We start from the raw sequence: 21,151 nt of genomic DNA on the forward strand, positions 1-21,151 counted from the left end.
GAAAGCTGAGCCGGTCAGACCGGCCGAAAACTTCTGATAAAGTCGGATCCGCCGGAAAGGGAAACGCGAAAGCGAATACCTGGAAAGCACCGAGGAAATCGGGTCGGAACGGGAAGCCGGAAAGATCTGATAGAGTCGGAAACGCAAGAACAAAAGAAACACCGAAGGGAAGCGCCCGGAGGAAAGCCCGCGAGGGTGAGTACGAAGGAAGCGTCCGTTCCTTGAGAACTCAACAGCGTGCCAAAAGTCAACGCCAGATATGTTGATACCCCGTCTACTGGACGTCAGTCCGGTGGCGAGGTTCCTTTGAAAAAGTCCTGTACGGCATGGTCCGTGCAGGCGCACAGCGAGGACGCTGTGAACCGGGGGATTATTCCTCTCCTGGTTCCGCTCTCGTGTGTGTCGCCGGGATATCCCGGAAGCATTCACGGAGAGTTTGATCCTGGCTCAGGACGAACGCTGGCGGCGTGCTTAACACATGCAAGTCGAACGATGAAGCCCTTCGGGGTGGATTAGTGGCGAACGGGTGAGTAACACGTGGGCAATCTGCCCTGCACTCTGGGACAAGCCCTGGAAACGGGGTCTAATACCGGATAACACCTTCTCTCGCATGGGAGGGGGTTGAAAGCTCCGGCGGTGCAGGATGAGCCCGCGGCCTATCAGCTTGTTGGTGAGGTAGTGGCTCACCAAGGCGACGACGGGTAGCCGGCCTGAGAGGGCGACCGGCCACACTGGGACTGAGACACGGCCCAGACTCCTACGGGAGGCAGCAGTGGGGAATATTGCACAATGGGCGAAAGCCTGATGCAGCGACGCCGCGTGAGGGATGACGGCCTTCGGGTTGTAAACCTCTTTCAGCAGGGAAGAAGCGCAAGTGACGGTACCTGCAGAAGAAGCGCCGGCTAACTACGTGCCAGCAGCCGCGGTAATACGTAGGGCGCAAGCGTTGTCCGGAATTATTGGGCGTAAAGAGCTCGTAGGCGGCTTGTCACGTCGGTTGTGAAAGCCCGGGGCTTAACCCCGGGTCTGCAGTCGATACGGGCAGGCTAGAGTTCGGTAGGGGAGATCGGAATTCCTGGTGTAGCGGTGAAATGCGCAGATATCAGGAGGAACACCGGTGGCGAAGGCGGATCTCTGGGCCGATACTGACGCTGAGGAGCGAAAGCGTGGGGAGCGAACAGGATTAGATACCCTGGTAGTCCACGCCGTAAACGGTGGGCACTAGGTGTGGGCAACATTCCACGTTGTCCGTGCCGCAGCTAACGCATTAAGTGCCCCGCCTGGGGAGTACGGCCGCAAGGCTAAAACTCAAAGGAATTGACGGGGGCCCGCACAAGCGGCGGAGCATGTGGCTTAATTCGACGCAACGCGAAGAACCTTACCAAGGCTTGACATACACCGGAAACGGCCAGAGATGGTCGCCCCCTTGTGGTCGGTGTACAGGTGGTGCATGGCTGTCGTCAGCTCGTGTCGTGAGATGTTGGGTTAAGTCCCGCAACGAGCGCAACCCTTGTCCCGTGTTGCCAGCAAGCCCTTCGGGGTGTTGGGGACTCACGGGAGACCGCCGGGGTCAACTCGGAGGAAGGTGGGGACGACGTCAAGTCATCATGCCCCTTATGTCTTGGGCTGCACACGTGCTACAATGGCCGGTACAATGAGCTGCGATACCGCGAGGTGGAGCGAATCTCAAAAAGCCGGTCTCAGTTCGGATTGGGGTCTGCAACTCGACCCCATGAAGTCGGAGTCGCTAGTAATCGCAGATCAGCATTGCTGCGGTGAATACGTTCCCGGGCCTTGTACACACCGCCCGTCACGTCACGAAAGTCGGTAACACCCGAAGCCGGTGGCCCAACCCCTTGTGGGAGGGAGCTGTCGAAGGTGGGACTGGCGATTGGGACGAAGTCGTAACAAGGTAGCCGTACCGGAAGGTGCGGCTGGATCACCTCCTTTCTAAGGAGCACTTCTTACCGAGTTCGCTCGGTCAGAGGCCAGTACATCAGCGAATGTCTGATGCTGGTTGCTCATGGGTGGAACGTTGACTACTCGGCCTGGTTCACGGGTCGGAGGCTGTGAGTACTGCTCTTCGGGGCGTGGAAAGCATGATCTCCGGGCGGGACGAGGTCGGGCACGCTGTTGGGTGTCTGAGGGTACGGACTTGTTCCTGACCTCAATGCCGACCCCAGTGAAGGTTCGTTTCGGCGGGCTGTGATGGGTGGTTGGTCGTTGTTTGAGAACTGCACAGTGGACGCGAGCATCTGTGGCCAAGTTTTTAAGGGCGCACGGTGGATGCCTTGGCACCAGGAACCGATGAAGGACGTGGGAGGCCACGATAGTCCCCGGGGAGTCGTCAACCAGGCTTTGATCCGGGGGTTTCCGAATGGGGAAACCCGGCAGTCGTCATGGGCTGTCACCCGCTGCTGAACACATAGGCAGTGTGGAGGGAACGCGGGGAAGTGAAACATCTCAGTACCCGCAGGAAGAGAAAACAACCGTGATTCCGGGAGTAGTGGCGAGCGAAACTGGATGAGGCCAAACCGTATGCGTGTGAGACCCGGCAGGGGTTGCGTATACGGGGTTGTGGGATCTCTCTTCTGTTGTCTGCCGGCGACAGGACGAGTCAGAAACCGTTGATGTAGGCGAAGGACATGCGAAAGGTCCGGCGTAGAGGGTAAGACCCCCGTAGTCGAAACGTCAGCGGCTCGTTTGAGAGACACCCAAGTAGCACGGGGCCCGAGAAATCCCGTGTGAATCTGGCGGGACCACCCGTTAAGCCTAAATATTCCCTGGTGACCGATAGCGGATAGTACCGTGAGGGAATGGTGAAAAGTACCGCGGGAGCGGAGTGAAATAGTACCTGAAACCGTGTGCCTACAAGCCGTGGGAGCGTCGCGCGGGGAACTTGTTCCTGTGCGTCGTGACTGCGTGCCTTTTGAAGAATGAGCCTGCGAGTTTGCGGTGTGTTGCGAGGTTAACCCGTGTGGGGAAGCCGTAGCGAAAGCGAGTCCGAATAGGGCGGTTTAGTAGCGCGCTCAAGACCCGAAGCGGAGTGATCTAGCCATGGGCAGGCTGAAGCGGAGGTAAGACTTCGTGGAGGGCCGAACCCACCAGGGTTGAAAACCTGGGGGATGACCTGTGGTTAGGGGTGAAAGGCCAATCAAACTCCGTGATAGCTGGTTCTCCCCGAAATGCATTTAGGTGCAGCGTCGTGTGTTTCTTGCCGGAGGTAGAGCACTGGATAGGCGATGGGCCCTACCGGGTTACTGACCTTAGCCAAACTCCGAATGCCGGTAAGTGAGAGCGCGGCAGTGAGACTGTGGGGGATAAGCTCCATGGTCGAGAGGGAAACAGCCCAGAGCATCGACTAAGGCCCCTAAGCGTACGCTAAGTGGGAAAGGATGTGGAGTCGCAGAGACAACCAGGAGGTTGGCTTAGAAGCAGCCACCCTTGAAAGAGTGCGTAATAGCTCACTGGTCTAGTGATTCCGCGCCGACAATGTAGCGGGGCTCAAGCGTACCGCCGAAGTCGTGTCAATCCAGCATGAGGGCCAACGCCCGCTGGGTTGGGTAGGGGAGCGTCGTGTGCCGGGTGAAGCTGCCGCGTAAGCGAGTGGTGGACGGTTCACGAGTGAGAATGCAGGCATGAGTAGCGATACATACGTGAGAAACGTGTGCGCCGATTGACTAAGGGTTCCTGGGTCAAGCTGATCTGCCCAGGGTAAGTCGGGACCTAAGGCGAGGCCGACAGGCGTAGTCGATGGATAACCGGTTGATATTCCGGTACCCGCTGTGAAGCGTCAAACATCGAATCCAGTGATGCTAAGGCCGTGAAGCCGCCCTGGAGCTCTTCGGGCGAAGGGGAGTGGTGGAGCCGCTGACCCGATCTGGTAGTAGGTGAGTGATGGGGTGACGCAGGAAGGTAGTCCAGCCCGGGCGGTGGTTGTCCCGGGGTAAGGGTGTAGCCCGAGCGATAGGCAAATCCGTCGTTCTTGTGGGTGAGACCTGATGCCGAGCCGATTGTGGTGAAGTGGATGATCCTATGCTGTCGAGAAAAGCCTCTAGCGAGTTTCATGGCGGCCCGTACCCTAAACCGACTCAGGTGGTCAGGTAGAGAATACCGAGGCGTTCGGGTGAACTATGGTTAAGGAACTCGGCAAAATGCCCCCGTAACTTCGGGAGAAGGGGGGCCATTTCTGGTGATGACACTTGCTGTCTGAGCTGGGGGTGGCCGCAGAGACCAGCGAGAAGCGACTGTTTACTAAAAACACAGGTCCGTGCGAAGCCGTAAGGCGATGTATACGGACTGACGCCTGCCCGGTGCTGGAACGTTAAGGGGACCGGTTAGTCACTCTTCGGGGTGGCGAAGCTGAGAACTTAAGCGCCAGTAAACGGCGGTGGTAACTATAACCATCCTAAGGTAGCGAAATTCCTTGTCGGGTAAGTTCCGACCTGCACGAATGGCGTAACGACTTCTCGACTGTCTCAACCATAGGCCCGGTGAAATTGCACTACGAGTAAAGATGCTCGTTTCGCGCAGCAGGACGGAAAGACCCCGGGACCTTTACTACAGTTTGATATTGGTGTTCGGTTCGGCTTGTGTAGGATAGGTGGGAGACTGTGAAGCGGGCACGCCAGTGTTCGTGGAGTCGTCGTTGAAATACCACTCTGGTCGTGCTGGATGTCTAACCTGGGTCCGTGATCCGGATCAGGGACAGTGTCTGATGGGTAGTTTAACTGGGGCGGTTGCCTCCCAAAGGGTAACGGAGGCGCCCAAAGGTTCCCTCAGCCTGGTTGGTAATCAGGTGTTGAGTGTAAGTGCACAAGGGAGCTTGACTGTGAGACTGACGGGTCGAGCAGGGACGAAAGTCGGGACTAGTGATCCGGCGGTGGCTTGTGGAAGCGCCGTCGCTCAACGGATAAAAGGTACCCCGGGGATAACAGGCTGATCTTCCCCAAGAGTCCATATCGACGGGATGGTTTGGCACCTCGATGTCGGCTCGTCGCATCCTGGGGCTGGAGTCGGTCCCAAGGGTTGGGCTGTTCGCCCATTAAAGCGGTACGCGAGCTGGGTTTAGAACGTCGTGAGACAGTTCGGTCCCTATCCGCTGTGCGCGTAGGAGTCTTGAGAAGGGCTGTCCCTAGTACGAGAGGACCGGGACGGACGAACCTCTGGTGTGCCAGTTGTTCTGCCAAGGGCATGGCTGGTTGGCTACGTTCGGAAAGGATAACCGCTGAAAGCATCTAAGCGGGAAGCCTGCTTCGAGATGAGGACTCCCACCTCCTTTGAGGGGTTAAGGCTCCCAGTAGACGACTGGGTTGATAGGCCAGATATGGAAGCCCTGTGAGGGGTGGAGTTGACTGGTACTAATAGGCCGAGGGCTTGTCCTCAGTTGCTCGCGTCCACTGTGTTGGTTCTGAAACCACGAACAACCCCATGCCATGGTGATGGTGTGGTGCGGTCGTTTGAAAAGTTTCATAGTGTTTCGGTGGTCATAGCGTGAGGGAAACGCCCGGTTACATTCCGAACCCGGAAGCTAAGCCTTACAGCGCCGATGGTACTGCAGGGGGGACCCTGTGGGAGAGTAGGACGCCGCCGAACTAAATTTGATAACGCCGTATCCCCCGAGTTTCGACTCGGGGGATACGGCTTTTTTGCGTTCCGGTGAGGCGCGGGCCGCCCGTTGTTCTACAGGCGGCCCGCTGCCTTCAGGGACAAGTAGGCGTCGGCCAGAGCAGGGGCCAAATTGTCAGGAGTCGCGTCCACGACCGTGACGCCATGGCGGATGAGTTGTTCCGCGGTGCGTTGGCGTTCCGCCTGGGCCTGCGCGCCGGCCGCGGCGGCGTACACCGCTTCCGTCGTGCCCCGGGCCTTCGCCATGTGGGTGATGTGCGGGTCGGCGACCGAGGCGACCAGCACCGTGTGGCGCTGCGTGAGTCGGGAGAGTACCGGCAACAGGCCCTCCTCGATGGGGGCCGCTTCGAGATTCGTGAGAAGAACGATCAAAGAGCTTCGAGGGGCGGTGCGCAGCGCTGTGGCGGTGAGGCCGCGGGCGTCCGTCTCCACGAGTTCGGGTTCGAGAGTGGCCAGGGCGCTGACCAGGGACGGCAGGACATCGCCCGCGGCCTTGCCCTGGACCAGGGCGCGTACCCGGCGGTCGTAGGCGAGGAGATCCACGCGGTCGCCCGCGCGGGAGGCCAGGGCGGCCAGGAGGAGAGCGGCGTCCATCGACGCGTCGAGACGCGGGGCGTCGCCGACGCGGCCCGCGGAGGTGCGGCCGGTGTCGAGGACCAGCAGGATGTGGCGGTCCCGCTCGGGCCGCCAGGTGCGGACGGCCACCGAGGACTGCCGTGCCGTGGCGCGCCAGTCGATGGAGCGGGTGTCGTCGCCGGGGACGTATTCGCGGAGGCTGTCGAACTCCGTGCCCTGACCGCGGATCAGCACACTGGTGCGGCCGTCGAGTTCGCGCAGCCGGGCCAATTTGGACGGCAGGTGCTTGCGGCTGGCGAACGGCGGCAGGACACGGAGCGTCCACGGCACGCGATGGCTGCCCTGGCGGGAGAACAAGCCCAGCGGGCCCCTCGAACGGATCGTGACGCGGTCGGCGTGGTGGTCGCCGCGGCGGGTCGGGCGCAGCCGGGTCGTGATGCGGCGGCGTTCGCCGGGCGGGACGTCCAGGGGGTTCCTGGACGCGGTGACCTCGGTGCCCGGCTGCCAGCTGCTGGGTGGCCAGGCATCGCGGACCTCGGCGCGCAGACGGCGGTTCGTGGGGTTGGTGACGGTCAGTTGGACGTCGGCGGGCTCGCCGAGGCGTACGGAAGAGTCGCCGGAGCGGGCCAGGACGAGACGGCGTACGGGAGCGGCCAGGGCGAAATCGCAGGCGCAGGCCAGGGCCAGGGGGCCGTTGACCGCGAGGATGCCGGTCCAGCTGGGCTCCACGAGGCCTACGGGGAGGGAGCCCAGCGCCGCCAGGAGCGCGGTGCGGCCGGTCAGGGGCATCAGCGGGGCACCGGGACGTGGGCGAGGATCGCGTTGATGACGGAGTCGGCCGTCACGCCCTCCATCTCGGCCTCGGGACGCAGCTGGACGCGGTGGCGCAGCGCGGGCAGGGCGAGGGCCTTCACGTCGTCGGGGATGACGTAGTCGCGGCCCGTCAGCCAGGCCCACGCGCGGGCCGTGGACAGCAGAGCCGTGGCGCCGCGCGGGGACACGCCCAGCGTGAGGGACGGCGATTCGCGGGTGGCGCGGCAGATGTCGACTACGTAGGCGGTGATTTCGGGAGAGACAGCGGTCTTCGCGACGGCAGCGCGGGCCGCTTCCAGGTCGTCGGGGCCCGCTACGGGGCGTACGCCGGCGGCGCGCAGGTCGCGTGGGTTGAAGCCTTCCGCGTGCCGCGTGAGGACGGCGATCTCGTCCTGGCGGGTGGGCAGGGGGACCGTCAGCTTCAAGAGGAAACGGTCCAGCTGGGCCTCGGGGAGGGGGTACGTGCCTTCGTACTCGACCGGGTTCTGGGTGGCGGCGACGAGGAACGGCTCGGGGAGGGGGCGCGGGGTGCCGTCGACCGTGACCTGGCGCTCCTCCATCGCCTCGAGGAGGGACGACTGGGTCTTGGGCGGGGTGCGGTTGATCTCGTCGGCGAGGAGGAGATTGGTGAAGACCGGGCCCGGCTGGAAGGAGAACTCGGTGGTGCGGGCGTCGTAGACGAGGGAGCCCGTGACGTCGCTGGGCATCAGGTCGGGGGTGAACTGGACGCGCTTGGTGTCGAGTTCGAGGGAGGCGGCGAGGGCACGTACGAGCAGGGTCTTCGCGACGCCCGGGACGCCTTCGAGCAGGACGTGGCCGCGGCAGAGCAGGGCCACGACGAGGCCGGTGACGGCGGGGTCCTGGCCGACCACGGCCTTGGAGATCTCCGTGCGCAGGGACTCCAGGGAGGAGCGGGCGCCGCCGGAGCTCGCGGCGTTGTCAGTGGTCGGGTCCATCATGAAGTACGAACCTCACTTTCGAGGGCGTCGAGTTGGTCGGCGAGGGCGATGAGCCCTGCGTCGTCGCCGGGGGGCGAGCCGAAGAGGAGGGGGAGCAGGTCCCGGCCGGGCGTGCGGAGACGGCTGGTCAGGGCGGGCAGGAGCGCTTCGGGTGTGTGGGCCCGGGCGGTGGGGACGCCGACGAGGGGGGCGAGTCGGGTGCGGGTGGCCGAGCGGAGGGCCGCGGCGGCGCGGTCGCGGGCGTCGGCCTTGCGGTAGAGGCGGGCGCGGCCCTCGGCGGTCTCCGAGGCGCGGATCGCGACGGGGAGTTTCTCGGGGACGAGAGGGCCGAGGCGGCGGCCGCGCCAGAGGGCCGCGAGGGCGGCGGCGAGGGTGAGTTGCAGCGTGCCCCAGAACCAGCCGGAGGGGATCAGGTCGAAGAAGCTGTCGTCGGCTGTCTCGTCGACGGCGTCGTCGGAGAGCGAGGGGAGGTACCAGACCAAGTGGGGACGCGAACCGAGCAGTTGCAGGGCGAGCGAGGCGTTGCCGTGCTTGTCGAGGCGGTCGTTGTGGAGGATGTCGGGGGCGCCGAGGACGACCGTGTCGCCGCGCGCCGGGGACTTCTCCGGGGTGTTCCGCGCGGCGCCCTCGGGTGCTTCCGGCGCGTCCTGGGCTTCCTGTGCTCCCTCTGCTTGCTTCGGGGTGTCCTCCGGGGCGTTGGCGGTCTCCGGAGAGCCGTCCTTCGCGGATGTCGCGGGGAGGACGAGGAGGCTGGGCAGGCCGTCGGAGACGTAGCAGGCCTCGGCGCCGGGGGCGAGCGAGTCGTAGCGGATGCCGCCCACGTCCGCGGGGCCGGCGCGGCGGGCCGTGGGCAGGTCGCAGTCCGGGGACAGCGTCGAGTCGTCGCTGGGGGCGGCGTCCGCGGTGACCCCGGGGGCGAGCTTCGACACCGACGGGCTGCCGGGGGCGACCAGGACGGTGCGGCCGCCGGAGCCCTCGGTGGCGTCGTGCAGCCGGGACTGCTGGCGGTCGGTGAGCAGGTCCGGGTTGGCCACCAGGAGGGTGGTGTCGGGGCCCGCGGCGGCCCGTGCCTCGGCGGTGGTGGTGACGACGCGCGTGGACACGCCCCGGTCGGCGAGGAGTTCGGCGACGGCGCGGCTGCCGTAGGGGTCGGCGGAGCGCGGGTCGAGGCTGCCGTGCTCGGTGCCGGAGCGGACGGCCGCGATGGCGACGGCGGTCGCCAGGAGGATCACGGCGGCGAGGACGATGCCGCGGGTGCGGGTCCAGAGCTGACGGGGCGTAGGGGCCGTCGACGTCGACGGGGTGCCGGGCCTGCCGTCGGCAGGGGGCGGTCCGTCGGAGGGCGGTGTGGGGGCGTCGGCGAGTGCGGTGGAGACGCTGGGGGTGCCGGGGGCGTCGGGGGTGCCCGGGGTGCCGGGGATGCCGGTGGGGTGTGCGGGAGGGGTGCGGTGCGTGGGAGGCGTCGCCCTGGGCGGGGTGTCGGGGGAGTCCGTCATCGGATCGCTCCCCAGGAGGCGCTGTCGGACGGGGCGTGGGACGCGGTGGTGAGGAGCGGCTTGGCGCGCTCCAGGTCGCGGTCCAGGTCGGCGAGCCGGTGGTACGCCGCTTCGGAGGCCGTACGGCCTCCGTACGTCACGTCGTCGAAGTCCCGGGCCGCCGCGTGCAGGCGGTCCTCGTGGCCGGGCAGGGGGCGGGCGGCCTCCGCGGCGGCCTCGTCGGCGGTGCGGCCGGGGCGCGGGTCGAGGAGCGCGCGTTCCTCCAGGGAGCGCACGATCGCCCGCATCCGCTCCTGGAGGGCCTGGCTCCAGTGGCCCTGGGCCGCGTGCGCCTCGGCGTCCGCGCGGTGCTCCGCGGCGCTGCGGGGGCGGTCGTCGAAGAGCGCGGCAGAGGTGGTGGGGGTGCGGCGGGGGGTGCCGAGGCGCCACCAGAGGGCCGCGGCGACCGCCACCACCGCGAGCACGATGACGACCAGACCGACCACGCCGCCCGGCGCCGCGCCGGACGCCGCGCCGAACAGGTCGTCGACCCAGCCCCAGAAGCGGTTCAGGGCGCGCTGGAGGAGGCTGGGGTCGTTCTCGTGGTACATCGACTTGGACAGTTCGCGCTCGGCCGCCTCCCGCGCGGGGCGGCCCGGGATCGTCAGTGGTGGGCTGTCATCGCCACGCGGCAGCGTCACCCCCGTGCCGGCGCCGGACGGTGGCGCGGCCACCGACACGCCGGTCCCCGGCGGCACGACGGCCGCCCGGAACCCGAAGCGGGGCCGGGCGGAGGCCGCGCCGAAGCAGGCCTGCGGCAGCCGTACGGCCGCGCCGAGCACGTCGAGTACCGCCCCCGCCGATGTCACCGCATCAGCTCCCCGGGGTGCCGGGGGCGTCGCTCGGGCCGTGGCCCGGCACACCGGCGGCGCGGGCGAGTTCGAGGTCGAGGGCCTCGCGGCGGATGCGCTGGTCGATGTAGAGAAGCACGGAGACCCCGGCGGTGATCGGGAACGTCAGCATGGAGCCGATCACCTGCCCGATGCCGCTGACGATCAGGAACGTCCAGCCGACGTCACTCGTGCTGCTGTCCAGGAAGCCGGACACGCCGTCGCCGCTGACCGCGCCCGCGACGAGGGTGAACGGGATGCCGATGATCGACACGACGACGTTCGTGATGACCATGGCCAGCAGGTTGATGCCGAAGACCCGCCACCAGGAGAGACGCACCAGCTTGGCGGACCGGCGGAGCGCCTGCTTCACACCCTGCTTCTCCAGCATCAGCGCCGGAGAGGCGAGCGAGAAGCGGACCATCAGCCAGACGGCGACGACACCCGCCGCGAGCCCGCCGAGGAAGATGAGGGCGATTCCTCCGTCGCCCCCGCCGGCCACGGTGACCAGGATCCCCGGCACCGTGCCTGCGGCGACCACGCCCAGGCCGATGAGCGGCAGGAGCAGCGTCAGGCCGAGCAGCTTCCACAGTTGCGGGCGGGCATCCTGCCAGGCCTCGGCGGTGGTGACCGACTTGCCCAGGACGGCGCGGCTCGTGACCATCGTCAACAGCGCCGTGGCGACGATCGTGCCGAGCAGCATGACGACGATGACGACGCCGAAGCTGAGGAGCGTGTCACGGAGTGCCCGCACCACCTCTCCGGTGGTCGCGCTCGAGTCGTCCAGGGCCTCGAGGTTCTGGTTGTCGTTGAGGACCAGGCCCTGGAGCAGGACGAGGCAGAGCTCGGAGACGACGGCGATGGTCAGCGAGATGCCGAGGACCGTGCGCCAGTACGTACGCATCGTGGAGACAGCGCCGTCCAGGATCTCGCCGACGGCCAGCGGGCGCAGCGGGATGACGCCGGGCTTCGCGGCGGCCGGCGGGCCCTGCCAGGCGCCCCAGCCGCGGTAGGGGCCGCCGGGACCCCCGGGGCCGCCCGCGCCCCAGCCGGGCCCTCCGGAGCCGCCAGGGCCCCCCGGGCCGCCGGGACCCCCGCCCCAGCCCTGGCCGGGAGGCGCGGGTGGTGGCGGGCTCTGGTCGGGGGCCGGCGGGCTCGGCGCGGACCACTGGGCGGGCGGCGGCTGCTCCTTGGACCACTTCGAGCCCGGGCCGCTCGGCTGGTCCTCGGGCTCGCCGGACCCCTTCTTGCCGGGGTCGTGGCCGTCGGAGGGGGCAGATCCGGGCGAAGCCCAGCCCGGAGTGTCGTTCATCGTCGCTCCTTCACAGTGCCCGTCCGCGGTCGCGGCGGCAGGTTGGCAGCCATCGTGCCACGGGGCGGTCGCCCCGGGGTCGGGCGCGGTGGTGCGGAGGCCGAGTGCCGTGGCCGGATGGGCTGCACACCTTCTATTGTCCGGCCGGTAGCGGGCAGACTGGGCGGATGGCTGATCAGTACGCGCAATCCGGCGAGGCAGTGCGGCGGTCCGAAGGCCCTGAGATCCCCGGGATCCCCCAGACCCCAGGGATTCCCGCGATCCGCTGGGACGAGCCACCGGAGGGACCCGTCGTCGTCCTCCTCGACCAGACCCGGCTCCCGGGTGAGGAGAGCGAGCTGGTGTGCACGGACCCGCCCGCCCTTGTGCAGGCCATCCGGACGCTGGCGGTGCGCGGGGCGCCGTTGCTCGGCATCACGGGTGCGTACGGCGTCGCGCTGGCCGCGGCCCGCGGCTTCGACGTCGACGAGGCCGCTGACGCCCTCGCGGGTGCGCGGCCCACCGCGGTCAACCTGGCGTACGGGGCGCGCAGGGCCCAGACGGCGTACCGCGAGGCCCTGGCCGACGGCGCGGACGAGCGGCGCGCGGCGGGGGCGGTCCTCGCCGCGGCGCGGGCGGTGCACGCGGAGGACGCCGAGGCCAGCGCGCGGATGGCGGTGCACGGCCTGGCGCTGCTCGATGAGCTGATGCCCGGCGGCGGCCACCGTGTCCTCACGCACTGCAACACTGGGGCGCTGGTCTCCGGAGGCGAGGGCACGGCCTTCGCGGTGGCGCTCGCCGCGCACCGTGAGGGGCGGTTGCGCAGGCTGTGGGTCGACGAGACCCGGCCGCTGCTCCAGGGCGCCAGGCTGACGGCGTACGAGGCGGCGCGCAACGGCATGCCGTACACCCTCCTGACCGACAACGCCGCGGGTTCGCTGTTCGCGGCCGGCGAGGTGGACGCCGTGCTGATCGGCGCCGACCGGATCGCGGCCGACGGTTCGGTGGCCAACAAGGTGGGGAGCTATCCGCTCGCGGTGCTGGCCCGCTATCACCACGTGCCGTTCATCGTGGTGGCGCCGGTGACGACCGTGGACCCGCAGACCCCGGACGGGGCCGCCATCGAGGTGGAACAGCGAGCCGGCCATGAGGTGACGGAGGTCACAGTGCCCTTCGTGTCGATGGCCGGGGCCGAGGCGGGAGGGGGGATCTCGGTGGCACCACTGGGGACGCAGGCGTACAACCCGGCGTTCGATGTCACCCCGCCCGAGTTGGTGACAGCCGTCGTCACGGAGGAAGGTGTCGTCTCACCCGTGACAGCGGAGGGCCTCGCCGAGCTGTGTGCCAGGTCACGCCAGGTAACGATTAGCTAATGGGATGATGTCAGGCATGAAGGGACGAGTCCTTGTCGTCGACGACGACACCGCACTGGCCGAGATGCTCGGGATTGTGCTGCGTGGTGAAGGTTTTGAGCCGTCGTTCGTAGCTGATGGCGACAAGGCGCTGGCCGCTTTCCGGGAGGCCAAGCCCGATCTGGTGCTTCTCGACCTGATGCTGCCCGGACGGGACGGCATCGAGGTGTGCCGTCTGATCAGGGCGGAGTCCGGGGTGCCCATCGTCATGCTCACGGCCAAGAGCGACACCGTGGATGTGGTGGTCGGCCTGGAGTCCGGGGCCGATGACTACATCGTCAAGCCGTTCAAGCCCAAGGAGCTGGTGGCGCGCATCCGTGCGCGGCTGCGCCGCTCCGAGGAGCCCGCGCCGGAGCAGCTGGCCATCGGTGACCTGGTCATCGACGTGGCCGGGCACTCCGTGAAGCGGGACGGGCAGTCGATCGCGCTGACGCCGCTGGAGTTCGACCTGCTGGTCGCGCTGGCCCGCAAGCCGTGGCAGGTGTTCACGCGCGAGGTGCTCCTCGAGCAGGTCTGGGGCTACCGGCACGCGGCCGACACCCGCCTGGTGAATGTGCATGTGCAGCGGCTGCGCTCCAAGGTCGAGCGCGACCCGGAGCGTCCGGAGATCGTCGTGACCGTGCGTGGCGTCGGTTACAAGGCCGGACCGAGCTGACGTGTCCCGGGACAGTTCCTCTCCGGCGCCCGGCGAACCGGGAGCGCGGCCGGGGCGGACTGTGCGGCCGCCGAGTCCGCCTCGACGCGCCCCGAGGTTCGGGGCGCTGGTCGACAGCGGTCTGATGCTGCAGGGCGGGGTGCAGGGCAGCAGCCCGCTGCTGCGGCTCTTCACGCGCTGGGTGCGCCGCCCGCTGCTGCCGATGATGCGGCTGTGGCGGCGCAACATCCAGCTGAAAGTCGTCGTCACGACGCTCCTGATGTCGCTGGGCGTGGTGCTGCTGCTCGGCTTCGTCGTCATGAGCTCGGTCAGCAACGGCCTGCTCAAGGCCAAGGTGAACGCGGCCCAGAGCCAGGCCGACGGCGGCTTCCGGGTCGCCCAGGAGCAGGCCAACACCGCCCACCAGCCCACTGGGCAGGGCGGCGACGCCGCGGACGGCCCCACCGCGCAGAACTCCGCCGTGTGGCTGTCCGAGCTGGTCGAGCAGCTCGCCAGCGGCGGCCAGAACGCCTTCTACGTAGTCACGCTCAGCTCCAGCGCGAGCGACAGCGGCAGCGTGCGCGGGCCGCGCGCCTCCGGCGGTGTGGACCCGATCCAGAGCGTGCCCGTGGACCTGCGCGACCGGGTCGACGGCGGCTCCCTCGCGTACCAGAGCAATACGCGCATCGACTTCATCGACCACCGCGAGTCCCAGCCCGGCCTGGTCATCGGCAAGCAGCTGAGCGACCTCAACGGCGACTCGTACCAGCTCTACTACCTCTTCCCGCTGACGCAGGAGGAGGAGTCGATGAACCTGGTGCGCGGCACGCTCGCCACGGCCGGTCTCTTCGTGGTGGTGCTCCTCGGGGCCATCGCCTGGCTGGTGGTGCGCCAGGTCGTCACGCCCGTGCGGATGGCGGCCGGGATCGCCGAGCGGCTGTCCGCGGGGCGCCTCCAGGAACGCATGAAGGTCACCGGAGAGGACGACATCGCGCGCCTCGGCGAGGCCTTCAACAAGATGGCGTCGAACCTCCAGCTCAAGATCCAGCAGCTGGAGGAGCTGTCGCGGATGCAGCGGCGGTTCGTCTCCGACGTGTCGCACGAGCTGCGGACGCCGCTGACGACCGTGCGGATGGCCGCCGACGTCATCCATGAGGCGCGCGTCGACTTCGATCCGGTGACGGCCCGCTCCGCGGAACTGCTCGCCGACCAGCTCGACCGCTTCGAGTCCCTGCTCGCCGACCTCCTCGAGATCAGCCGGTTCGACGCGGGCGCGGCGGCGCTGGAGGCCGAGCCGATAGACCTGCGGGAAGTCGTACGCCGCGTGGTGGGCGGTGCCGAGCCGCTGGCGGAGCGCAAGGGCACCCGCATACGGGTCGTCGGCGACCAGCTGCCGGTCGTCGCCGAGGCGGACGCACGACGGGTGGAGCGGGTCCTGCGGAACCTCGTCGTGAACGCCGTGGAGCACGGCGACGGCAAGGACGTGGTGGTCCGCCTCGCGGCCGCCGGCGGCGCCGTCGCCGTGGCGGTGCGGGACTACGGAGTCGGGCTCAAGCCCGGCGAGGCCACACGCGTGTTCAGCCGCTTCTGGCGGGCCGACCCGGCCCGCGCGCGTACCACCGGTGGTACGGGCCTCGGGCTCTCCATCGCCCTGGAGGACGCCCGGCTGCACGGCGGGTGGCTGCAGGCGTGGGGCGAGCCGGGCGGCGGATCGCAGTTCCGGCTCACCCTGCCGCGCACGGCCGACGAGCCGCTGCGGGGCTCGCCGATACCCCTGGAGCCCGACGACTCCCGCCGCCGTCTCAACGGCGCGGGGCAGCCCCGCGCGGACGGCACGAAGCGGGCCACGGTGCCCCACCAGGCGCCCCCGGACCGGGTGCCCCCGCCCGTGCCCGCGAAGGCGCCGATCGCGCCGAGGCTGGCCCGTGCGGCCGCCCTGGACGTGGACCCGACGGCACTGCCGGGCAACGGGGCGCGGGTCGTCCCGCGGCAGGCCTGGGAGGAGTCGGGCGCGGAGAGGGTTCCCGGCGAGCGCGGGGAGCCCGACGAGGGCGTGGGAAACGGCTCCTACGGAGACGTCGATTCGCGTACGGGCGTCGGCCCTGTGACAGGCACAGCCTCCGTAGGGGCCGCTGACGCCGCAGAGGACAGTGAACTCTCGGCCGGCGCGAACGTGGCCGCGGACAGTGACACCCCTATGAGCAGCGACACCCCCAACAGCAGTGACACCCCCAACAGCGCGGACGCTTCTGCGGACAGCGACGTCCGCGCCGGAGCGGACGCCGTCGCGGGCAGGGAAGAGGAGGCCTCGCGTGGGCGCTGAGGGTCAACTGCGGGGGCGCACGCGTCCGCTGCGCGCCGGAGTGGTGCTCGCCGCGTGCGGGGTGCTGATCGCCGGATGCGCCTCCATGCCCGACGAGGGCAACATGAAGAAGGTCGAAGCCTCCCAGCGGCCCGACTCGCAGTCACAGGTGCGCGTGTACGCCATGCCGCCGCCCGAGGACGCGGGCGCGGTCGACATCGTCCAGGGCTTCCTGGAGGCGCTGACCAGCGACGACCCGGACTTCGCCATCGCGCGGAAGTACCTGACGAAGAAGGCGTCCCAGAACTGGCACCCGGAGCGCTCCACCACGGTGCTCGCCGACGGCCCGAACACGGTCGCGGACAACGTGGGCAACAACAACGAGGGCGAGCGCACGTACTCGCTGACCGGCCGCAGGCTCGCCACCGTCAACGAGCAGCGCGCGTACAAGCCCGACACGAGGCCGTACAAGCAGTCCGTGCACCTCACCCAGCAGAGCGGCCCGAACGGCATGGTGTGGCGCATCGACGTCCCGCCCGTGGGTGTCGTGCTCGGCGAGTCCGACTTCGAGCGGAACTACCAGGCCGTCAACAAGTACTACTTCGCGTCGCCCCCGGGGAACGTGAAGACCCGTGACAGGCCCGGCGGCCAACAGGGGCTCGTCGCCGACCCCATCTACGTACGCCAGCGCATCGACCCGCTGACCGAGACGGTGAAGGCGCTGCTCGACGGCCCCACCAACTGGCTCGGGCCGGTGGTCCGTTCGGCGGTCCCGATGGGCGCGCGGCTCGCGTCCGGCACCAAGTCGCTGACGCCCGACGACAAGAACAGGCTGGTCGTGCCGCTGAACGCGCGCGCCGACACGCTCGGGCACGACCAGTGCACGCAGATGGCCGCCCAACTGCTCTTCACGCTCCAGGACCTGACCTCCTCCGGCGTGGAACAGGTGGAACTGCAGCGCAAGAACGGCTCGCAGCTGTGCGTCCTCAGCAAGAACGGCGCCGAGACCGTCGCGCCGCACCGCACGGCGGACCTCCTGGCGTACCAGTACTTCATCGACGAGAAGCAGCGACTGGTGCGGATGCCCGGCAACGCGGGCAGCAACGCCGCGCCCGAGCCGGTGACCGGGCCGTTCGGCGACGGGGCGCAGCCGCTGCGCTCGGCGGCGGTGTCGCGCGACGAGGAGCGCGCCGCAGGTGTGTCCTCCGACGGGCGGCGGCTGTACACGACGTCGGTGGTGTCGAAGTCCACGCTCGGCGGCCCGGAGCTGCGCTCCCGCGCCAAGTCGGAGAAGGACGGCCTTTCGACGCCCAGTTGGGACGGGCGGGGCAACCTGTGGGTGGCCGACCGGGACCGCAAGCGGCCACGGCTGCTGTGGCTCTCCGAGGGCACCGGCGAGCCGGTCCAGGTCCACGTCCCCGATCTGAACGGGCGCATCGAGGCGGTGCGGGTCGCGGCCGACGGGGTGCGGGTCGCGCTCCTGGTGGCGAAGAACGGCGAGACCAAGCTCCAGATCGGCCGCGTCGAGTGGGAGGACGGCAAGGGCGGCCGGCCCGCCATCTCCGTGGTCGAACTGCTGGAGGCGGCACCGCAGATGGAGGAGGTCACCGCCATGTCCTGGGCGGGCGGCAGCCGCCTCGTGGTGATCGGCCGCGAGTCCGGCGGTGTGCAGCAGATGCGGTACGTCCAGTGCGACGGGTCCGCGCGCACGGGGGCGACGCTGCCCGGTCTGACCGGCGCGAAGGAGATCGCCGCGTCGGAGGACGAGCGGCAGCCGCTGGTGGCTCACTCGGACGACGGGATCGTACGGCTGCCGTCCGGAGCGCAGTGGCAGACGGTGGTCAAGGAGGGGACGGCACCGGTCTATCCGGGGTGAGGCGGGCTGCTTCGTCCCGGGTGGGGCAGTGGTCGGCTCCGCCGCGGGGGAGGCAGTCGGCTCCATCCCGGCTGAGCCGGTCCGCTCCGTCCCGCCTGAGCCGGCCTGCTCATCCCGGCCGAGCCGGTCTGCTTCGTCGTGGGGTGAGCCGTTCCCAACAGGGCTTCGGTGCAGCTCAATCGGGGTGCTCTGAGTTATCCACAGGCGGTTGTCCACAGGGGTGGCCGGGCGGCGTGCGGGTTGGCACAGTGGGGACATGCGGGGGTGGTGGCAGGACCTCACGGATCTGGTGCTGCCGGCTGACTGCGCGGGCTGCGGGGGGCCGCGCGTGGCTCTGTGCGCCGGATGCCGGGCCGCTCTGTGCGGGGCGGCGCCGCGCAGGGTGCGGCCGGATCCGGAGCCGCGGGGGCTGCCGGCGGTGTACGCGGCTGCGGCGTACGGACAAGCGGTGCGGGCGGTGCTGCTCGCGCACAAGGAGCGGGGCGCGCTGCCGCTGGCCGGGGCGCTCGGCGAGGCCCTCGCGGGCGCGGTCCTGACGGCGCTGCGGGCAGCGGCGGCGGACGGGGTCGTGGACGGCGCTGTGGGCAGGGCCGTGGGCGGGGCGGAGCCCGGGATCTGGCCGGGCCGAGGTTCCGGTCGAGTGCTCGGCGGGCCCGTGCTGTTGGTGCCGGTGCCGTCCGCGCGGCGGTCCGTGCGGGCACGGGGGCACGACCCGGTGCGGCGGATCGCGCTGGCGGCGGCGGGGGAGCTGCGGCGGGCCGGGATGCCGGTGAGTGTGCTGTCCGCGCTGCGGCAGCGGCGCGCGGTCGCGGACCAGGCGGGGCTCAACTCCCGTCAGCGGCAGGCGAACCTGTCGGGTGCGCTGGAGGTGGTGGCCGGTGCGGGGCCGCTGCTGCGGGACGCGGGGCGGATCGTCGTCGTGGACGACCTGATGACCACGGGCGCCTCGCTGGCGGAGGCGGCCCGTGCACTGGGAGGCGTATGTGGCGCACACGGGGTAGGTGACAGGGCAGGAGGAGAGGGGGACGCGACGGCGAGGGGGATCGGCGGGGCCGGGAGGGGGAGCGGGTTCGGCGGGAGCAGCGGGTCCGAAGGGAGCGGAGAGGGCAGAGGGAGCGGAGAGAGCGGCAGGACCGGACGGAGGGCACAGGTGACGGCGGGGCGCCAGGCCGGGAACCGGCCAAGCTGGGAGGGCGGGGACGGCGTCGCGAAAGTGGCCGGGAAAGGGTGCCCGGCCAGCGGAATGCCTCGTTTAAACATCATCCGGGCCGCGGTTGTCGCCACTTCCGCGGCTTCTTTCGAAATAAACCGGAACTGACCGAGAACTTTCATCGTTGCAGGTAGTGAGAGGGCCTATCCACCCGAATGGAGGTACGTGTCAGTAGAGGGTGACGACATCCGTCCGGGCGAGATATGTTCGGTTGTGAGGAACGGCGGACTGCGCCCCTCGCATATCGGAATGCCGGTCTTCGGGGTTCCCCGTAATCACCCGGGACCGGTGGGTGGAGATCTTGTCCACGGGGGAGGAGGAGGTGGAAGTCACCGAGTCCGAGGCTCCGGGAGTTTCCGGGGCCTGGTGCAAAAGGGAGATGCTCCGCCGAAGCAGCGGAGCGATCCGGGAACGGAGTTCTGCGTGGACATCGTCGTCAAGGGCCGCAAGACCGAGGTGCCCGAGCGGTTCCGCAAGCACGTGGCCGAGAAGCTGAAGCTGGACAAGATCCAGAAGCTCGACGGCAAGGTGATCAGCCTCGACGTCGAGGTGTCCAAGGAAACCAACCCGCGTCAGGCCGACCGTTCCGACCGCGTGGAGATCACCGTCCGTGGACGTGGGCCCGTGATCCGCGCGGAGGCATCGGCGTCCGATCCGTACGCGGCGCTCGACCTGGCCACCGCCAAGCTCGAGGCACGACTGCGCAAGCAGCACGAGAAGCGGCACAACAGGCGCGGCACCGGCAGGCTCTCCGCCGCCGAAGTGGCCGCCCACGTCCCGGAAGCAGCGCATCTCAACGGGGATGGCAGCCTGAGCCGTGACGAGGAGCCGGAAGGCGTGCCCACCACCAGGATCGGCTCCCTGGAGATCCAGGGCGAAGGCCCCCTCGTGGTCCGCGAGAAGACGCACGTCGCGGCCCCCATGTCCCTGGACCAGGCGCTGTACGAGATGGAACTGGTCGGACACGACTTCTATCTGTACGTCGACTCCGAGACCAAGGAACCCAGCGTCGTCTACCGACGGCACGCCTACGACTACGGCGTCATCCGCCTCAACACCGACCCCATGGTCACGCACCCGCAGCCGACCGGCGGGAGCGGTGTCCTCGGCGGCTGACACCCCCTTCGCGGAGCGCATGGAACGGTGCCCCTGGAGCGCGTGTGCGCCCCCAGGGGCACCCGCGTGCGACCACTGGGCGCACGACCGGGGCGCTGAGCATGGAATCATGGGCCCGACGGCCCAACCCGCTTGACCCTGCCTAGGGTTGGTGCAGCCAAGGCAAGAGACTGGCCCTGGCCTTCAGGGGGAGGAACGATGGCGGACAGCTTCGGACCGATGCGGAGCGAGGATGCCGGTGACGGCATCGGCATCGGCACGGACGCGGGCGCCCCGCGCAAGGAGCCCATCAGGGTCCTGGTCGTGGACGACCACGCGCTCTTCCGTCGCGGCCTGGAGATCGTCCTCGCCGCCGAGGAGGACATCCAGGTGGTCGGGGAGGCCGGCGACGGCGCCGAGGCGGTGGACAAGGCCGCGGACCTGCTGCCCGACATCGTGCTCATGGACGTACGGATGCCGAAGCGCGGTGGCATCGAGGCATGCACCTCCATCAAGGAGGTGGCGCCCAGCGCCAAGATCATCATGCTGACGATCAGCGACGAGGAAGCGGACCTCTACGACGCCATCAAGGCGGGCGCGACGGGCTATCTCCTCAAGGAGATCTCCACCGACGAGGTCGCCACGGCCATCCGCGCGGTGGCCGACGGGCAGTCGCAGATCAGCCCCTCGATGGCCTCGAAGCTGCTCACCGAGTTCAAGTCCATGATCCAGCGCACCGACGAGCGACGGCTCGTGCCCGCGCCCCGGCTCACCGACCGGGAGCTCGAGGTCCTCAAGCTCGTCGCCACGGGGATGAACAACCGCGACATCGCCAAGGAGCTGTTCATCTCCGAGAACACCGTGAAGAACCACGTGCGCAACATCCTGGAGAAGCTGCAGCTGCACTCCAGGATGGAAGCCGTGGTCTATGCGATGCGCGAGAAGATCCTTGAGATTCGGTGAGTCCGAGCCGGAAGCCGTGGTCGAGCC

The 21,151-nt window shown here is 68.7% G+C and carries 12 protein-coding genes and 3 rRNA genes; 10 read left to right on the forward strand and 5 right to left on the reverse strand.

The genetic code is table 11. The annotated features are described in order from the left end of the window. The first annotated feature begins 424 nt into the window (after nucleotides 1-424). From QUY26_RS24115 to rrf, 3 genes are all read left to right on the forward strand, one after another. A 16S ribosomal RNA gene (locus QUY26_RS24115) occupies nucleotides 425-1,950 on the forward strand. Nucleotides 1,951-2,259: 309 nt separating this feature from the next. Further along, nucleotides 2,260-5,384, forward strand: a 23S ribosomal RNA gene (locus QUY26_RS24120). Between the two features lie 94 nt (nucleotides 5,385-5,478). Continuing rightward, a 5S ribosomal RNA gene (rrf, locus tag QUY26_RS24125) occupies nucleotides 5,479-5,595 on the forward strand. The 16S, 23S and 5S rRNA genes sit together here, the layout of an rRNA operon. A gap of 87 nt (nucleotides 5,596-5,682) precedes the next feature. On the opposite strand, the gene QUY26_RS24130 is transcribed toward rrf, so the two are convergent. The 5 genes from QUY26_RS24130 to QUY26_RS24150 all read right to left on the reverse strand — a co-directional run bounded on the left by QUY26_RS24130 (nucleotide 5,683) and on the right by QUY26_RS24150 (nucleotide 11,653). After that, nucleotides 5,683-6,993, reverse strand: a complete 1,311-nt coding sequence (locus tag QUY26_RS24130; RefSeq protein ID WP_289950073.1) for a DUF58 domain-containing protein — start codon at nucleotides 6,991-6,993, stop codon at nucleotides 5,683-5,685. Beyond that, entirely contained in the window at nucleotides 6,993-7,973 is a 981-nt protein-coding gene (locus tag QUY26_RS24135) for an AAA family ATPase (protein WP_380860589.1), read from the reverse strand. Before QUY26_RS24135 ends, QUY26_RS24130 begins: the two co-directional genes overlap by 1 nt. Beyond that, on the reverse strand, nucleotides 7,973-9,472 hold the full coding sequence (locus tag QUY26_RS24140) for a DUF4350 domain-containing protein (RefSeq protein WP_289950075.1): 1,500 nt from the start codon (nucleotides 9,470-9,472) through the stop codon (nucleotides 7,973-7,975). The genes QUY26_RS24135 and QUY26_RS24140 overlap by 1 nt, the downstream gene beginning before the upstream one ends. Further along, a complete protein-coding gene (locus QUY26_RS24145; protein WP_436840524.1) occupies nucleotides 9,469-10,191 on the reverse strand; it encodes a DUF4129 domain-containing protein in 723 nt (240 codons plus the stop codon). Before QUY26_RS24145 ends, QUY26_RS24140 begins: the two co-directional genes overlap by 4 nt. A 133-nt stretch (nucleotides 10,192-10,324) precedes the next feature. After that, nucleotides 10,325-11,653 (reverse strand): glycerophosphoryl diester phosphodiesterase membrane domain-containing protein, encoded by a 1,329-nt coding sequence (locus tag QUY26_RS24150; RefSeq protein WP_289950077.1) that lies wholly within the window; start codon nucleotides 11,651-11,653, stop codon nucleotides 10,325-10,327. 167 nt (nucleotides 11,654-11,820) lie between these two features. On the opposite strand from QUY26_RS24150, the gene mtnA reads away from it, so the two are divergent. The 7 genes from mtnA to QUY26_RS24185 all read left to right on the forward strand — a co-directional run bounded on the left by mtnA (nucleotide 11,821) and on the right by QUY26_RS24185 (nucleotide 21,124). Beyond that, on the forward strand, nucleotides 11,821-13,005 hold the full coding sequence (gene mtnA / locus QUY26_RS24155; RefSeq protein ID WP_289950079.1) for an S-methyl-5-thioribose-1-phosphate isomerase: 1,185 nt from the start codon (nucleotides 11,821-11,823) through the stop codon (nucleotides 13,003-13,005). A 4-nt stretch (nucleotides 13,006-13,009) separates the two neighbouring features. Further along, on the forward strand, nucleotides 13,010-13,699 hold the full coding sequence (gene mtrA, locus QUY26_RS24160) for a two-component system response regulator MtrA (protein WP_189176211.1): 690 nt from the start codon (nucleotides 13,010-13,012) through the stop codon (nucleotides 13,697-13,699). A gap of 1 nt (nucleotide 13,700) precedes the next feature. After that, entirely contained in the window at nucleotides 13,701-16,001 is a 2,301-nt protein-coding gene (gene mtrB / locus QUY26_RS24165) for an MtrAB system histidine kinase MtrB (protein WP_289950089.1), read from the forward strand. Next, on the forward strand, nucleotides 15,991-17,856 hold the full coding sequence (locus QUY26_RS24170; RefSeq protein ID WP_436840393.1) for an LpqB family beta-propeller domain-containing protein: 1,866 nt from the start codon (nucleotides 15,991-15,993) through the stop codon (nucleotides 17,854-17,856). Before mtrB ends, QUY26_RS24170 begins: the two co-directional genes overlap by 11 nt. Before the next feature lie 256 nt (nucleotides 17,857-18,112). Then, nucleotides 18,113-19,174 carry a ComF family protein gene (locus QUY26_RS24175; RefSeq protein ID WP_289950092.1) on the forward strand — a complete coding sequence of 354 codons (1,062 nt, stop codon included), beginning with the start codon at nucleotides 18,113-18,115 and terminating at the stop codon, nucleotides 19,172-19,174. Between the two features lie 315 nt (nucleotides 19,175-19,489). Beyond that, nucleotides 19,490-20,182, forward strand: coding sequence for a ribosome hibernation-promoting factor, HPF/YfiA family (gene hpf, locus QUY26_RS24180; RefSeq protein ID WP_436840394.1), 693 nt, complete (start codon nucleotides 19,490-19,492; stop codon nucleotides 20,180-20,182). A 198-nt stretch (nucleotides 20,183-20,380) separates the two neighbouring features. Further along, a complete protein-coding gene (locus QUY26_RS24185; RefSeq protein ID WP_016645733.1) occupies nucleotides 20,381-21,124 on the forward strand; it encodes a response regulator in 744 nt (247 codons plus the stop codon). The last annotated feature ends 27 nt before the right edge of the window (nucleotides 21,125-21,151 follow it).

The organism is Streptomyces flavofungini (genome assembly GCF_030388665.1).
In the GTDB taxonomy this organism is placed as follows: Bacteria; Actinomycetota; Actinomycetes; order Streptomycetales; family Streptomycetaceae; genus Streptomyces; species Streptomyces flavofungini_A.